The following is a 15,620-nucleotide window of genomic DNA, read 5'->3' as shown; positions in this document are numbered from 1 at the left end:
AAAAAGTTTGGTAAGGTATAGGTCAATTTAAGCTATTTACTCCTTTTCACTGGTATTGACCTACGTTACTCATTGCCCGGTGGCACAACCCTATACGCATGAAAAACCCATTACTAAGTCTATTGCTGGCGACAGCAACTGTATGTCTCACCACAACCGGTTACGCTCAGTCAGCTTCGCGCAGTAACGTACCTGACCTTGTTGAACTGGTTAATCCGCTGATTGGCACCGATTCGAAACCGAGCCTATCCAACGGTAATACGTACCCAGCCATTGCTATGCCCTGGGGTATGAACTTCTGGCTGCCACAAACCGGAAAAATGGGCAACGGATGGGCCTACACCTATTCGGCCGATAAGATCCGGGGCTTTAAACAGACACACCAGCCGTCGCCCTGGATGAACGACTATGGCCAGTTTTCGCTCATGCCTATGACCGGCAAGCTGCGCATCGATGAAGACGAACGGGCCAGTTGGTATTCGCACAAGGCAGAGATTGCCAAACCGTATTATTACAGCGTTTACCTGGCCGACCATAACGTAACGACTGAAATTGCCCCCACCGAGCGGGCGGCCATATTCCGGTTTACCTTCCCCAAAACCGACAGTTCCTTTGTAGTACTCGATGCGTTCGACAAAGCGTCGTACGTAAAGATTTTCCCGAAAGAGCGGAAGATCATCGGGTACACCACCCGTAACAGCGGCGGTGTACCGGCCAATTTCAAAAACTATTTCGTCGCCTATTTCGACAAGCCATTCACGACGGCCCAGGCCTGGCACGGAAAGACATTTGCCAAAGACACGATTGAACTACAGGCGGCACATGCCGGAGCAGCGGTTGGTTTTAAAACCACCAAAGGCGAGCAGGTGCATGTGCGCATTGCCTCGTCGTTTATCAGCTATGATCAGGCCGAACTGAACCTGAACGAGTTGGGTACCGACTCCTTCAATAGAATAAAGGAGAAAGGAAAAACCGCCTGGAACAAAGAACTGAGCCGGATTAAGGTGGAAGGCGGCTCACTGGCGCAGATGCAGACGTTTTATTCGTGCCTGTACCGGTCGCTGCTTTTTCCCCGGAAGTTTTTCGAGTTCGATGCTGCCAGGAAAGTGGTGCATTACAGCCCTTATAATGGCAAGGTGCTCCCTGGCTATATGTTTACCGACACCGGTTTCTGGGACACCTTCCGGTCGATGTTTCCGTTCCTGAACCTGATGTATCCGTCGTTGAACGCACAGATGCAGGAAGGGCTGGCCAATGCGTATAAAGAAGGCGGCTGGTTACCCGAGTGGGCCAGTCCGGGTTTGCGGAGTGTGATGGTCGGCTCCAACTCGGCCTCTGTCATTGCCGACGCATACCTGAAAGGCGGCCGTGGTTACGACATAAACACATTATATGAAGCGGTTCTGAAAAACTCAGAAAATGAAGGACCGATGGATGCCGTTGGCCGGAAAGGAGTGGCGTATTACAACCAGCTTGGGTACGTTCCGTATGACGTAAAGATTAATGAAAACGCCGCCCGAACGCTGGAATACGCTTACGACGACTTCGCCATTTACCAGTTGGCTAAAGCCCTGAAGCGCCCACAGGCCGAAATCGACCGCTTCGCCAAACGCAGCCAGAATTACCGCAACCTGTTCGATCCCAAAACCGGGCTGATGCGGGGTAAGAATAAGGATGGTCAATTTCAGACACCATTCAACCCGTTTAAATGGGGTGATGCCTTCACGGAGGGAAATAGCTGGCACTATACCTGGTCGGTCTTTCACGACGTGCAGGGTCTGGTTGATCTGATGGGCGGCCGCCAGAAATTCGTGGCCAAACTGGATTCTGTGTTCAGTATTGCGCCGGTTTATGACGAAAGCTATTACGGCGGCGTAATCCACGAAATCAGGGAGATGCAGATCGCCAATATGGGTCAGTATGCCCACGGCAACCAGCCTATTCAGCACATGATCTACCTCTACAATTTCGCTGGTGAACCCTGGAAAGCCCAGTACTGGCTCCGCGAAGTACTGAACCGCATGTATCTGCCCACGCCCGACGGCTACTGCGGCGATGAAGACAACGGCCAAACCTCGGCCTGGTATGTGTTTACGGCGATGGGCTTCTATCCGGTTTGCCCGGCCACCGATCAGTACGTTGTTGGCGCGCCACTGTTCAAAAAAGTTACGGCAACGCTGGAGAACGGAAAGACGGTTGTTATCAATGCCCCCAACAACAGCGAGCAGAATCGGTACATCAACACAATGCAGGTGAACCAAAAACCGTACACCAAAAACTGGTTGAGCCACCAGGAACTCCTCCAGGGTGCCACGATCAACGTTAACATGTCGGCCACGCCAAATAAACAGCGAGGCACAGCCACCAGCGATTTTCCGTATTCGTTCTCGACCGACAAGACCAAATAACCCATTGGTTGCAATCCATAAAAAAACCGACGCCTGTTCATGGGTCGGTTTTTTTTATGGGTTAATTTCTAGTCTTATCTGCCTTGTGGCAGCGGTGACGTTACTTGCTGCGTGGCTTTCAGGCGTTCTATTTCCTGTTCCAGGCTGTTCGATTTGAAGTATTGATACAGGCCAAACGCCAGGAAAATCTTTGATAGCACGAATACGGCAATGAAGGCCGCCCGCCAGTATTTGTGCACCCGAATGTGGGAGGGGTCACCTACTTCAACATCAACAAACTCATTCGAGCGGGCAGGTTCTGGGCGGGGCGGCTCCGGCATAGATTGCTCTTCCCACTTCTGAATCTCAGCCCCCACCAGCCGATGCTGCAGCGCGGTTTTTATGGATGGTGGGGGTGGAACGGCATTCTGCAGAAAGTACTGCTCCATACCCACTTCAAGCTCCTCTAATTGCAGCGCCAAATCCGGGTCTGTCGTTAGTAAATGTTCGGCTTCTTTCCGATCGTCGTCAGATAAAACCCCCAGCATATACGACTCCAGAAGTCCATCAGTCAGATATTGATAATTTTTCACAATCAGTATGGTTAGGACGGAAGGATATGTGCAAAAAACTCGCGAACTGCACCGAACACGGCCGAACGTTGAATCTGTAACCGATCTGCCACCGCATCAGGCGTCTGATTCTGATAAAATAAAAGGTTAAAGATAAGTTCAGATTGCTTAGCCGGCTCTGGCAGTACAGAAACAGGCAGTTGTTGTTGTTGCCGGTGGTGCAGCGCTTTGAGCCGGGCCAGCCGGACAATCAGGCAGGTAGTATTGGCTGACGCCGACAGTTTAGCCTGCAATTCCGGCGAAGCAAATAGTTCAACAAGCACCTCCTGAGCCTGTTGCGGCTGCGGAATAATCTGTAAAATCACGCCGTACGCTACCGCTCCATACTGTTCGTACAACAAGAGTCGGCTGTCGTTACTGACAGGGTTAAGCGTCACAGACTTACTCGTAGACAGGTTCATTACACTTGTATTCATCAAACCGCCGTTTTATCATTCACCTGTCTGCTTTTAACACAAACTGTATGCCCGATAGGCACTACAGACGCTAAGTTACTCACAGACAGATAACGTTAAGTCAAAAATAATATAGTAAGACTATATATCAACAAATTCAATGCCGTGTTCTTTCCCTTAAGCATAGACTATTTCTTTTGTTGAGCGCGATAGCTTCTATCCTGCCCCAGAAACCGTGTGGATTTGGCGAAACCTGCCACAACCGCGCAACCTGAAGCAAGTTGTACGCCAATCCGAAGTATGGGGCGGTCATAACCGAGGCGCACATGGAAAAGAACTCACCCGCCTTTACCCGCATTGGCCTGGCTTTTTCGCTGTTTAAACCGGGCTCGTTGTACCCAGGCATACCGAACTAAGGCTTCGGGAAAACCAGGGTTATGGAATAGAAGCCGGTTGAGCATCATGTAAGTTGACGTCAACCTGTTCCCAACAGCGTTCTATGAAAGGAATTATCCTGCTGTTCGCCCTTGCATCCTGCCTTGCCTGTTCACGACCTCCCACAACGTTCAACAACCCATACGGCGTAACCGCCCTACTGAACGACTCGACCTGGTTTGGCCGGGCTTACGCGGCAGAGGCTGCCGCATTAAATAATAACCCATGCGCCACCGGACGGTTTACGGTCTTCCTCGATTCCAATGTTGGCTACCCTGGTGATCAACTACGACTGTCACCTCAACAAATGGCTCTGCAGGCAGGTGAATTTGTGGCCAGGCAACGATTGACATTTTATAATATACCAGCCCGAAAAGGCAGTTACCGTATCAACGAGTTGAATCAGTGCGGAGGCATTGTGGCGAGCCAGGGTAATTTCGCCTTACTGGGAAACGGGTCGGCCCTGATGGAGCCCTATTTTTTACAGCCTACACAAACTGGCCGGGTCCGTATTATGAAGATTGATTCAGCTGCCAGAACAGTTACGGGCAAGTTCAAGGTTACATTAACGGCTCCTGGCGGTCGTGTAGCCCGGTTTCGGCAGGGATGGTTTATCGCCAGATTACCGAAAAAGTGATGCATTTGTTGGCAGAAACAACGTAGCTGGAACGTACCTGCATTCACGCATTGCCACTCTGGTTATCCTTGCCTAATTTTGCGCGTTCTTCTGAACGGCCGATGCTACCTGGCCGTTCGGTTTGTAAGAAGATTACAACGCACTGATCCATGAGAGAAATACAATTCCGCGAAGCCCTACGGGAAGCTATGGTGGAAGAAATGCGCCTTGACCCGAAGGTCTACCTGATGGGCGAAGAAGTGGCCGAGTATAACGGAGCCTATAAAGTCAGTCAGGGAATGCTGGACGAGTTCGGCGCGGAACGGGTGATCGATACGCCCATTGCCGAGCTTGGTTTCGCTGGTATCGGGGTTGGTTCGGCCATCAACGGGCTGCGTCCAATCATCGAATTCATGACCTTCAACTTCTCGTTAGTGGCTATCGATCAGGTCATTAACTCAGCGGCCAAAATCATGTCGATGTCGGGCGGGCAATATTCATGTCCGATCGTATTCCGTGGGCCAACGGGTAACGCCGGGATGCTGTCGAGCCAGCACTCGCAGAACTTTGAGAACTGGTTCGCCAACACGCCCGGCCTGAAAGTGGTGGTTCCCTCGAACCCATACGACGCCAAAGGCCTGCTAAAAAGCTCGATCCGCGACAATGACCCAGTCATCTTCATGGAGTCGGAATTGATGTATGGCGACAAAGGGCAGGTTCCCGAAGAAGAGTATCTGATTCCGATCGGTCAGGCGAAGATCGTACGCGAAGGCAACGATGTCACGATCGTCTCATTCGGTAAAATCATGAAAGTGGCTTTAGCCGCTGCCGATGAGCTGGCGAAGAAAGGCGTATCGGCCGAAGTAATCGACCTGCGCACGGTTCGCCCCATCGACTACGCCACGATCATTAATTCGGTGAAGAAAACTAATCGTTGTGTCATTGTTGAAGAAGCCTGGCCACTGTCGGCCATCTCGTCTGAGTTGACCTACAACATCCAACGGAACGCTTTCGATTATCTGGATTCGCCGGTGATCCGGGTCAACAGCCTTGACCTGCCCCTCCCCTACGCACCAACGCTGATCGAAGCCATCCTGCCAAGCCTGAAACGCACGCTGGAAGCCGTTGATACGGTGATGTATAAGAAGTAATCGATAATCGATTTTACATAAAAATAGCCAGCCTGAATCTCCAGGCTGGCTATTTTTATGGTTGTCATCCCGAAGCATGCGGGATCGTGGCATTCTTTGCCGAAGTGCTTGGCGCCTTCTTCTGGAACGCCACGATCCCGCATGCTTCGGGATGACAAAATCCAGGTTGTTACTCTTAATATTGAGCGTCAGCCACACACACCGATTACTGCTTCAATCCTTTCAAATACGCGATGCTTTGCGGCACCTGCGTGTCTTCGTGGTTGCTTTCGTCTTCGATATAGTAGTGTTTCACACCTACTTTCTTGGCAAGTTTCAGCACCGCTGGCATATCGATCTGCCCTTCGCCGAGTACGACGTCATTTTCAGGAGGTGTACCGCCGGTCAAATCACCCTTGATACCTTTTTTGAGGTCTTTCAGGTGCATCAATTTCCAACGGCTGCCGTATTTTTTCAGTAACGCTACCGGGTCAGCACCACCATGTTGCGCCCACAGAATATCCATTTCGAACGAGACATAATCTGGGTTGGTGTTCTTCACAATATAGTCGAACAGCGTACCGTCTTCGTAAGGCTGGAATTCGTAGCCATGATTGTGGTAGCAGAACGTGATACCGTTGTCTTTCAACACTTTACCCACCCGGTTAAAATCGGCGACAGCCTGTTTGGCGTTCTCGAGAGAGAAATTCCCTTTCTGATGAGGAATCCAGGCAACCATCACGAACGAAGCCCCAAGCGCTTTGGCCTGCTTTATGGTTGCCTCCGGGTCTTTCACGATCTGCTCATAACCTGCCCCCGTAGAGGTAACCTTGATGCCCCGCTCGTCGAGCAGTTTTTTAAACTCTTCAGCCGTCATTCCCTTTGGCGGTCCGCCTTCAATCTCTTTAAAACCCAGCGATTTGATCAGATCCAACGTACCTACCGCATCTTTCGGGAAGCTATTTCGGTACGTATAGGTCTGAAGGCCAAGCGGAAACGTGTATACCGGTTTACCCGATTGGGCAACGGCCTGACCAGCCTCGATGGAAGCAAGACCAAGCGACAAAAAAGCGGCTGCCAGGAGCCTGAATGTGGTTTTGTGATACATGGGATTCGTTAAAGGTTTTTCTTTTTAAGTTCTTTTACCGCATAATCGGCCGCGCGTGCCGTCAGCGCCATATAGGTCAGCGACGGATTTTGCGTGGCTGTCGAGGTCATACAGGCACCATCAGTTACGAATACATTTTTGCAGTGGTGCAGCTGATTCCACTTGTTAAGCAGCGACGTTTTCGGATCTTTCCCCATCCTGACACCGCCCATCTCATGAATATCTGACCCTGGGTTGGCATGGGTATCCACCGCGTTGATGTTCTTGAAGCCCGCCAGGGTAAACATCTCCGTCATTTGCTCGATGTAATCGTCCACCATCTTATCATCGTTCTCCGTCCATTTGGCCGACGTGATAAGCTGCGGAATTCCATACTTATCTGTCAGGGTTGGGTCGAGGCGTACGTGGTTGGCTTCAATGGGGATAGTCTCACCCATCATCCAGCCGCTTATGTTCCAAGGCCCCAATTTCGGGTGAAGCAGTTGCTCTTTCAGAGCCAGGCCCATGCCTTCGCGGTTTTGGGCAAATCCACGACCTCCACCTACGCCTGTGGCATAGCCCCGCATAAACCGCGACGCCGGACCGCTCGTTTCCTGCTTGTACACGTTCCGGAAACGGGGAATGTAGCCGTTGCTGGGATTTTTGCCGTCGGTTGTTTTATCAGCAAAGCCATCATACTGCGCCGAGATTTTGCCCCGGTAGTTGTGCCAGGCAATGTATTTACCAAGCAGGCCGCTATCATTACCAAGCCCATTCGGAAAACGGCTTGAGATAGAGTTGAGCAGAATCTGGTTGCTGTTCAGCGCCGAACCGTTCACGAAGATGATCCTGGCGAAGAACTCCATCATCTGCATCGTGTTCGCATCAACAACCCGCACACCAGTGGCCCTGCCTTTCTTATCATCATAAATGATCGAATGAACCACCGAATGGGGGCGCAGCGTCATGTTTTCGGTGCGCTCTGCCCACGGCAATGTTGAGGCATTGCTGCTGAAATACCCTCCGAACGGACAGCCACGAACGCACAGGTTCCGATGCTGGCACTGCGCCCGCCCCTGTGCCGTATGCACGGGCTGCGGCTTGGTGATATGCGCACACCGGCCCTGAATGAGCTGACGGTCTTTGTAGTTCTGAGCAATGACGCCCTGCAAGTGCGACTCCACGCAGTTCAGTTCGATCGGTGGTAGAAATTCACCGTCGGGCAGATGAGGCAGGCCATCTTTGTTTCCCGAAATACCCGCAAACTTTTCAACGTAACTATACCAGTGGGCAATGTCGGCGTAGCGGATAGGCCAGTCAACAGCAAAACCATCCCGCGCGGGGCCGTCGAAATCAAAATCGCTTAGTCGCTGCGTTTGCCGGGCCCAAAGCAGCGATTTTCCGCCAACGTGGTAGCCGCGTGTCCAGGTGAAGGGCTGTTCTTCCACGAACGGCTGCTCATCGGGTTTGATAGCCCAGTGAAGGGTTTCCTCGCGCATGAACGACCGGATGTTGCCATACTGCTCCTTAATGGCCAGTGGTACCTGCCCTCGGTGTTCAAACTCCCAGGGGTTCAAATTGGCCGTTGGGTAGTCGGTCACGTGTTTTACATCCCGACCGCGCTCAAGCACCAGTGTTTTCAGGCCCTTCCCGGTCAGTTCTTTCGCCGCCCATCCTCCACTTATGCCCGACCCAATGACAATGGCGTCGTAGGTCATGCTGGGGGCGGCGTCAATCGCAAAATTTGCCATGGTCTCGAGTTATTTAGCCGCCAGGGGTGCCAATACACAGCCGTAGTAGTGGCCGGGTATCATGCTATAATTGAGATACTTCGTCATCACGTACTCTGAGGTCGTATATCCCTGAATCGTCAAATTCTTGATCAGACCATAAAACTCCTTTCGGTTCTGGTCAGGGGAAACTTCAAGTTGCTTCAGTACGTCGAGGCGCTGCGGAGTATCACAGGTGGAAAACGAGCTACCGAAGCTGACCTTCGCTACCGCATCAACCGCCAGCAATCCGTCTTTAACCTGTTGCTGTACAGCAGGTTCGTAGCAATCGATCACCATTTTCTGTACAAAGTCAGGTACGTTCAGCGCTTTGGCCCCCGGTGTATCAGACGCCGGAATCAGCGTGTCTACTAGTTCGGTCAGAATTTCTGCCTGCGTTGGGTCCAGTAGCGCGTGATTGGCCGCTACCGTCGACCTCGTCCAGGCGTTGGCCCAGGCTGGCAGGGCCAGCAAACCGCCAGCGAGCAACGCCATTTGTTTAACTGCTATTCGTCGTTCCATACCGATCAGTTGGTTAGCCGTGTTGGTTATTCCATAAAGAAGCAGGCCAAAGCAGATTACTGTCGATTACCGACCGGGTATCAGTTTCTGACAGATAAGTATTGACTATTAACCCGCAGAGAAGACTTTATGGCGTAGCCATACCAAAAAGCCCGTCTATCTACGTGATAGACGGGCCTGGGTACGTCCTGCCATTGCAGGTTAACTTTTGGATTAGTTATTTTTCGAAAAAATTTAGTTGTTCAACGTTCACCCATTTCCACCCTTGCCATGCGCAGTCAGGCCCTCACGATTTATGAAGTGACCGTTTTGCCGGTCGGTTCGCTCAATACCGTACGTCAACGCGAGCCGACAGTGGTCTTCTTCTCGAACCTGCGCAAAGCCGTTGACGCCATTACCGGCGAACTGGCCATGAACGGATGGCCAGCCAAAGTGAACTACACCGCCGTGTACCGGGGCGTGAAAGAGCGCGGCTATTACAGTTGTGATTTCGAAGTGGGAGGCACCCGGGTTTTTCGGGTGAAGGTGTTGCCCAAACTGCTGAACCCACCCCTCCCCCGACTTGGTATGGACGAAAACCCGGTGCCCAATTAAGGCTCGGCTGTGCGGGTTGCCACTACGGGTACGTCGGTTTTCCTGATAGCCGCCATGCCACCGTCGACATTCACGATCTGATCGAAACCGCGGGCTTTCAGAATGGAGTTGGCCACCATTGACCGGTACCCTCCGGCGCAGTGTACATAAACGGTTTGATTACGGGGAATCTGGGCCAGATGCTCGTTGAGAGTATCCAGCGGTAGGTTTTCGGCCCCCTGAACGTGTTCCGGTTCAAATTCAATCGGTTTCCGAACATCAACGACGAACGCATCGGGGTCTTTTTTCAAGGCATCCGCAAAGGCATCGGCCGAGATCGACCCGATCGAATCCGTTTCGTTACCTGCCTGCAGCCAGGCATCAAAACCGCCTTCCAGATAACCAATGCACTGATCGTAGCCAACGCGGGCCAACCGAACAATGGTATCGCGCTCCAGACCGGCCGGGGTTATCAGGGCTATGGGTTGCTTTAGATCGGGAATCAGGGCACCTACCCAGGGGGCAAACTGGCCATTCAACCCGATATTGATGCTGTTTGGAATGAAGCCCTGGCCAAACTCAGCCGCTTCGCGCACATCGAGCATAACGGCGCCGGTTTCGTTTACGGCGGCTTCAAACGCGCCCGGCGATAAGGCCTGCGTTCCGCGCTGCATCACCTGATCAATGGGCTCGTAACCTTCCTTATTGAGACGCGCATTCTGGGCGAAATAGGCCGGAGCTTTACTCAGGCCTTCCAGTACCTGTTCAATAAACTCTTCCTTCGATTTTGCCCGCAGCGCGTAGTTGAACATTTTCTGATTGCCCAGCGTGTCGGTAGTCTCTTTGCTCATATTCTTTCCACAGGCCGAGCCCGCTCCGTGGGCCGGATACACGATTACGTCGTCGGCAAGCGGCATAATCTTGGTGTGCAGGCTGTCGTAGAGCATTCCGGCCAGATCTCTTTCTGTCAGGTCGCCCTTTATGGCCAGATCGGGGCGGCCAACATCGCCGATGAATAGCGTATCGCCGGTGAAAATGGCGTGGTCTTTTCCGGTCTCATCAACAAGTAGGTAGGTGGCCGATTCGAGCGTATGGCCGGGCGTGTGCAGCACTTTGATCCAGACATTACCGAGCTTGAATACTTCCCCATCGGTAGCTTTGTGCACTTCGTAGGCGGTGTTGGCATTGGGTCCGTAAACGATGGTGGCGCCCGTTTTCTTCGCCAGGTCGAGATGGCCCGACACGAAATCGGCGTGGAAATGGGTCTCAAAAATGTATTTGATTTTCGCGCCGGCTTTTTCGGCTCTACGCGTGTAGGGCGTTGTTTCGCGCAGCGGATCTATAATGGCCGCTTCGCCTTCGCTTTCGATGTAATAGGCTCCCTGCGCCAGGCAACCGGTATACAGTTGTTCAACAATCATAAATAGTCTGCTTAACGTACATGCTCCAACCGCCGCAAAACACGGCTGAACGGTCTTTAGGGTCCGTTGGCAATATGCTTTCGGCTATAAGTTTAAAGTAACTCGCGCGCAATCATATAGGTTGCGACGGCCAGCACGAACCAGCCGAACCCTTTACGCAACGCGTTTGGGGGAACGTACCTGGCCAGATACAGGCCAAGGAAAATTCCACTGATAGATAAACCCGTGAAGGGCAACAGGAAATTCCAGTTTAGCTGAATATGCTGCACATCGCCCAGAAAGCCGATAAACGAATTGACGGCAATGATCAGTACCGACGTGGCAACGGCCCGCTGAATGGGCAAACCTGCCAGCAATACGAGCATCGGCACGATCAGAAACCCGCCACCCGCGCCGATGATACCGGTCAGTAACCCAACGGCCAGCCCATCGAGCGCCAGCGTTCCGTAGCGCGGACGACCATCGGCGGCAATGCCTTCGCTGGGGCGTTTGTCGCGAATCATGGCGCGGGCAGCCAGTATCATCACCATAGCGAAGAAAAAAAGGATGGCATCACTTTTGGGAATGTTGACATTGCCCAGGCGCAGCAACGGATCGGGCAGCGCGGGAACGAGATAGCGGCGACTCAGATACACCGAAATAAATGACGGTGCAGCAAACGTACCCGTAACCCGCAGATCGACGCGCTTTTTCCAGATGTGATTCAGAGAGCCAACCAGCGACGTTGTGCCTACGACAAACAGCGAGTAGGACGTGGCCAGCATGGTTGGAATACCGAAGATATACACGAAGATAGGCACGGTCAGAATACTACCGCCGCCACCAGCCAGACCAATTACCAGCCCAACCAGCACTGCCGCTGCATATCCGAAAAGCTCCTGTACTGCCATTATTCTGCAAAACTACACCGCAGCGCCACACTGTTCTGTGACAAATAGCACATATGTGCTCTGGTTACCGAATACCAAAGCCGATCTGAGCGAAGAAACTTCCCATATTCTGGTTAGGACCGTTTGGCAGGGCCACGTTATTAGCCCAGTACCAGTTCTGCCCATCGAGCGGCAGCATATACCCACCCGAGAGCGCGAAGCCCTGCCGTTTATACTGCTTCGTGGTGCTATTCCTTATACGTACCCACATCCGGGCACCGAAGATCAGCGGAAACGTGAGGTGATTCAGGGAAATAGCCCGCGCATTTCCCGAGACGTATCCATTGAAACTTCCCACCTGATTATCCTTCGATGCATCGATTGTAGACGTTAGTACGCCAACGCCAATCATAGGCCCAGCCAGGAAAGCTCCTTTGTTGACAGCATCGACTTCAAGGGAAAATTGCATGTTCAGGCTACTGATCGAGGTCCGGTTGTTGCCCGCGATGTTATCATTCTGATTCATCATGGCCTGCAAGCCAACGCGAACCGGAAACTTTCCAGTTAGCGGGCCACACAATGCACCGCCTACACCAAAACGTGCGCTATTGTTTTTCAGAGGGTTATAGCCGTTGGCAGTCAACACGGCGTTGATGGGCGAATAATCAGCGAATAATCCGCCCGCAAATGCATCTAAACCGGCTTTCACAGTAGCATCGGCATTTTGCCCGTTGGTTGGCGTTGCGAAGGCGAAAAAGAGAAAAAAAGGAAGGATGAGTAGCGATAAGCGCATAAGGTAGTCCGAGTTGTCTACAATACTACTTATTTCTACGCGATATAAATCGTTTTTGTGGTACAGAACTCACGAATACCTACAGCACTTAATTCGCGTCCGAAACCGGACTTCTTTACCCCACCAATAGGTAACCGGCTGTCGGAACGCACAACGGCATTGATAAATACGCTGCCCACCCTTAGCTGACACGCCAGGTACGTTGCCCGATCTGTATCGGTTGTCCATAGCGCTGCGCTGAGGCCATAACGCGATTCATTGGCGTACCGGATTGCTTCGTTGGCATCACGTACTACCGTGAGCGCCGCAACCGGCCCAAAGGTTTCTTGCTGAAAAACAATATTACCGGGACGTACATTGGTAAGCAGGGTTGGTGTGAATGAGGTGCCATTGCTTTGACCGCCCACGAGTGTCAAGGCACCCTGTTGTTGGGCCGTAGCGACCTGTTCCCGAAGCGTATCAGCCAGATCGAGACGGGCAATGGGGCCCATCTGCACGTTAGGGTCCAGCGGGTTTCCCTGCTTGATGGCCCGGATCAGGTCTGCCACAAGGCCGGTAAATTCGGCTGCAACTGCCGCTTCAACCAGCCAGCGTTTAGCGGCAATACAAACCTGCCCGGCGTTGCCCATTCGTGACGCAACAGCTGCTTTGGCGGCGGCGTCCAGGTCAGCGTCAGCCAGGACGATCAGCGGGTCAGAACCACCTAGTTCGAGCACGCATTTTTTGACGTTTGCCCCAGCTATTGCCGCTACCGATGTGCCAGCCCGCTCGCTGCCAGTGAGGGTGATCATCCCAATCCGCTCGTCAGCAATGATGGCTTTCAGTTCAGGTACGTCGACGAGCAGGCAGGTCATGATTCCATCGGGGAAACCTGCTTCGCGAAAGGCCTGCTCAATGGCCAACCCGCAGCCAGGTACGTTCGGGGCAGGCTTCAAAACTGTCACGTTACCCGCCATCAGGGCCGGCACAGCATAACGGAAGAACTGCCAGAACGGGAAATTCCAGGGCATGATCCCCAGCACAATACCCACCGGTTCGTAACCGACCCCGCTGTATTGCGCTTCAGTAGGTATGTCTTCAGGTTGAAGCAACGCCTCGGCCCGATCAGCATAGTAGACACACTGCCCGGCGCACTTCTCAATTTCAGCGCGCGATTCGGCCAGCGTTTTCCCCATTTCATGGGTCATCAGCAAAGCCAGTTCATCTAGTTTTTGCCGCAACACATCAGCCAGTTGCTTAAAGCAATCGGCCCGGTAGGCAAACGGCCGCATAGACCAATCGGCGAACGCATGGTCGGCTGTGCGCAGCTTTTTTTCAGTCTGCGCTTCTGTGTGTGCCGGATAGTGGGCAAGCGGCTCGGCAGTGTACGGGTTGATGGATGTGAAGATCATGGCTTTATAACACGCTGGCCTAAAAAAAAGCGCAGGTTCAGAGCTTTTGGCCCAAACCTGCGCTTTATATTCTGACAATAGGTACGTTACAGATCGTTCAGGTTACTGTTCCGACGACCGTATAGGAAGTAAACGACCAAACCCAGCAACAGCCAGACAAATGCAGCTACCTGCGCATCTTTGCTAAGGTTCACAATCAGATACAGGTTGATCAGCATGCCCAGTGGCGCAATCACACTCAGAGCTGGCGCACGGAATGGCCGCTCGCGGTTAGGCTCGCGACGACGCAACAGCAATACGGCCAGGCAAACCATGGCGAAGGCAAACAGGGTGCCGAATGAACACATGTCGCCCAGGATACTGATCGGCGTGAACGCAGCCACTACTGATACGATCAGACCCACCAGTAAGGTGCTTTTGTGTGGCGTTTTCAGTGTAGGGTGAATCACACGGAAGAAATTAGGCAGCAGACCATCTTTAGCCATTCCCAGGAAGATCCGGGTCTGGCCCAGCATCATCACCAGCATGACCGAAATCAGACCGGCTGTAGCGGCGGCTGTAATAATAAACACGGCCCAGGGCTTACCTGCTTTTTCAAAAGCTGCCGCAACCGGTGCTTTGAGTGCGTCGCCAACGATCTCGTTGTAGTTGATCATCCCGGTCAATACCAACGACACGGCGATGTACAGGATGGTACACACCAGCAGCGATGTTACAATCGCGAAGGGCATATCACGCCGTGGATTGATGGCTTCACCCGCTTGTGTAGATACCGCATCGAAACCGATATAAGCGAAGAAAATCGCTGATGCGCCTGATACGATACCACCCCAGCCGTAAGCGGCATGTGGTGCGCCTGTTTCGCCAACAATCATGCGCTCGGCAGGAATAAACGGCTCCCAGTTGGCCGGAACAACCGAAAATACGCCGACGATGATCACGAATAAAACGGCTGCTACTTTTAACAGAACGATTACGTTGTTAGCACCGGCTGCTTCTTTGATACCACGCACAAGAACGGCCGTTACTACCCAAACGATGATGAAAGCAGGCAGGTTGAAGGCAAATCCTGGTGCAGCCAAGCCATTATCAGTAGCATACTTAGCGGCTGAAACGGGGTCGTTACGAAGCCAGAAGGGGATATCGAACCCAAACAGATGGACAAGCTTGTTGAAATAACCCGACCAGCTAACGGCTACCGTCATAGCGCCCATCGCGTATTCGAGAATCAATCCCCAACCGATAGCCCAGGCAAACAATTCACCGATGGTACCGTAGGCATAGGCATATGCTGAACCTTCAACGGGTAGCATGGCTGCAAATTCAGCGTAACAAAGGGCGGCGAAAATACAGCCGATACCCGCAATAACGAACGAAAGCGCCAGGGCCGGACCAGCATGGTAATGAGCAGCAGTACCGGTCAATACGAATATACCGCCCCCGATAATAGCTCCGATACCGATTGCCGTTAGGCTCCATTTTCCCAGCACCCGCTTCAGTTCGCTTTTCTTCATGTCCCGCTCATAGAGGTACATGGGCTTGCGGCGCCAGACGCTGGTGGTATCGGAATAGTTAGTTTCTGTTTCCATGCAGGAAAATA

General features: G+C 52.5%; 14 protein-coding genes. 4 read left to right on the top strand and 10 right to left on the bottom strand.

The genetic code is table 11. The features are described from left to right. Positions 1–98 precede the first annotated feature (98 nt). Positions 99–2,408: a GH92 family glycosyl hydrolase gene (locus J2I46_RS27970; protein ID WP_207332400.1), complete on the top strand. Its 2,310-nt coding sequence runs from the start codon at positions 99–101 to the stop codon at positions 2,406–2,408. A 74-nt stretch (positions 2,409–2,482) separates the two neighbouring features. On the opposite strand, the gene J2I46_RS27965 is transcribed toward J2I46_RS27970, so the two are convergent. Together J2I46_RS27965 and J2I46_RS27960 are read right to left on the bottom strand one after the other, a co-directional pair. Next, complete coding sequence (locus tag J2I46_RS27965) at positions 2,483–2,980, bottom strand: hypothetical protein (RefSeq protein WP_310589094.1); 498 nt, start codon at positions 2,978–2,980, stop codon at positions 2,483–2,485. A gap of 11 nt (positions 2,981–2,991) precedes the next feature. Beyond that, positions 2,992–3,435 carry a hypothetical protein gene (locus J2I46_RS27960; RefSeq protein ID WP_207332399.1) on the bottom strand — a complete coding sequence of 148 codons (444 nt, stop codon included), beginning with the start codon at positions 3,433–3,435 and terminating at the stop codon, positions 2,992–2,994. A gap of 478 nt (positions 3,436–3,913) precedes the next feature. On the opposite strand from J2I46_RS27960, the gene J2I46_RS27955 reads away from it, so the two are divergent. Continuing rightward, positions 3,914–4,486 (top strand): hypothetical protein, encoded by a 573-nt coding sequence (locus J2I46_RS27955; protein WP_207332398.1) that lies wholly within the window; start codon positions 3,914–3,916, stop codon positions 4,484–4,486. A gap of 149 nt (positions 4,487–4,635) precedes the next feature. Then, positions 4,636–5,616 carry a pyruvate dehydrogenase complex E1 component subunit beta gene (locus tag J2I46_RS27950; protein WP_207332397.1) on the top strand — a complete coding sequence of 327 codons (981 nt, stop codon included), beginning with the start codon at positions 4,636–4,638 and terminating at the stop codon, positions 5,614–5,616. A gap of 205 nt (positions 5,617–5,821) precedes the next feature. Here the strand turns inward: J2I46_RS27950 and J2I46_RS27945 are convergent, their stop codons facing one another. From J2I46_RS27945 to J2I46_RS27935, 3 genes are read right to left on the bottom strand one after another with little or no spacing between them, the layout of a single operon-like run. After that, positions 5,822–6,703 (bottom strand): sugar phosphate isomerase/epimerase family protein, encoded by an 882-nt coding sequence (locus J2I46_RS27945; RefSeq protein ID WP_207332396.1) that lies wholly within the window; start codon positions 6,701–6,703, stop codon positions 5,822–5,824. Positions 6,704–6,711: 8 nt separating this feature from the next. Beyond that, the gene (locus J2I46_RS27940) at positions 6,712–8,433 is read right to left on the bottom strand and encodes a GMC oxidoreductase (RefSeq protein WP_207332395.1); all 1,722 of its coding nucleotides are present in this window, start codon (positions 8,431–8,433) and stop codon (positions 6,712–6,714) included. 9 nt (positions 8,434–8,442) lie between these two features. After that, positions 8,443–8,973, bottom strand: a complete 531-nt coding sequence (locus J2I46_RS27935) for a gluconate 2-dehydrogenase subunit 3 family protein (RefSeq protein ID WP_229379984.1) — start codon at positions 8,971–8,973, stop codon at positions 8,443–8,445. A 270-nt stretch (positions 8,974–9,243) separates the two neighbouring features. On the opposite strand from J2I46_RS27935, the gene J2I46_RS27930 reads away from it, so the two are divergent. Then, a complete protein-coding gene (locus tag J2I46_RS27930; RefSeq protein ID WP_207332394.1) occupies positions 9,244–9,567 on the top strand; it encodes a hypothetical protein in 324 nt (107 codons plus the stop codon). Here the strand turns inward: J2I46_RS27930 and J2I46_RS27925 are convergent. The 5 genes from J2I46_RS27925 to J2I46_RS27905 form a co-directional block, all read right to left on the bottom strand. Then, a complete protein-coding gene (locus J2I46_RS27925; protein ID WP_207332393.1) occupies positions 9,564–10,967 on the bottom strand; it encodes an MBL fold metallo-hydrolase in 1,404 nt (467 codons plus the stop codon). The genes J2I46_RS27930 and J2I46_RS27925 overlap by 4 nt on opposite strands. Positions 10,968–11,059: 92 nt before the next feature. Continuing rightward, a complete protein-coding gene (locus J2I46_RS27920) occupies positions 11,060–11,857 on the bottom strand; it encodes a sulfite exporter TauE/SafE family protein (protein ID WP_207332392.1) in 798 nt (265 codons plus the stop codon). A 64-nt stretch (positions 11,858–11,921) separates the two neighbouring features. After that, on the bottom strand, positions 11,922–12,629 hold the full coding sequence (locus tag J2I46_RS27915) for a hypothetical protein (RefSeq protein WP_207332391.1): 708 nt from the start codon (positions 12,627–12,629) through the stop codon (positions 11,922–11,924). Between the two features lie 35 nt (positions 12,630–12,664). Beyond that, complete coding sequence (locus tag J2I46_RS27910; protein WP_207332390.1) at positions 12,665–14,020, bottom strand: aldehyde dehydrogenase family protein; 1,356 nt, start codon at positions 14,018–14,020, stop codon at positions 12,665–12,667. Between the two features lie 86 nt (positions 14,021–14,106). Then, complete coding sequence (locus tag J2I46_RS27905) at positions 14,107–15,609, bottom strand: APC family permease (protein ID WP_207332389.1); 1,503 nt, start codon at positions 15,607–15,609, stop codon at positions 14,107–14,109. Positions 15,610–15,620: the final 11 nt, after the last annotated feature.

It is taken from the genome of Fibrella forsythiae (assembly GCF_017353175.1).
Lineage (GTDB): Bacteria > Bacteroidota > Bacteroidia > Cytophagales > Spirosomataceae > Fibrella > Fibrella forsythiae.
The sequence above is the reverse complement of the archived record's forward strand: the minus strand, read 5'-3'. Positions and strand labels throughout refer to the sequence as shown.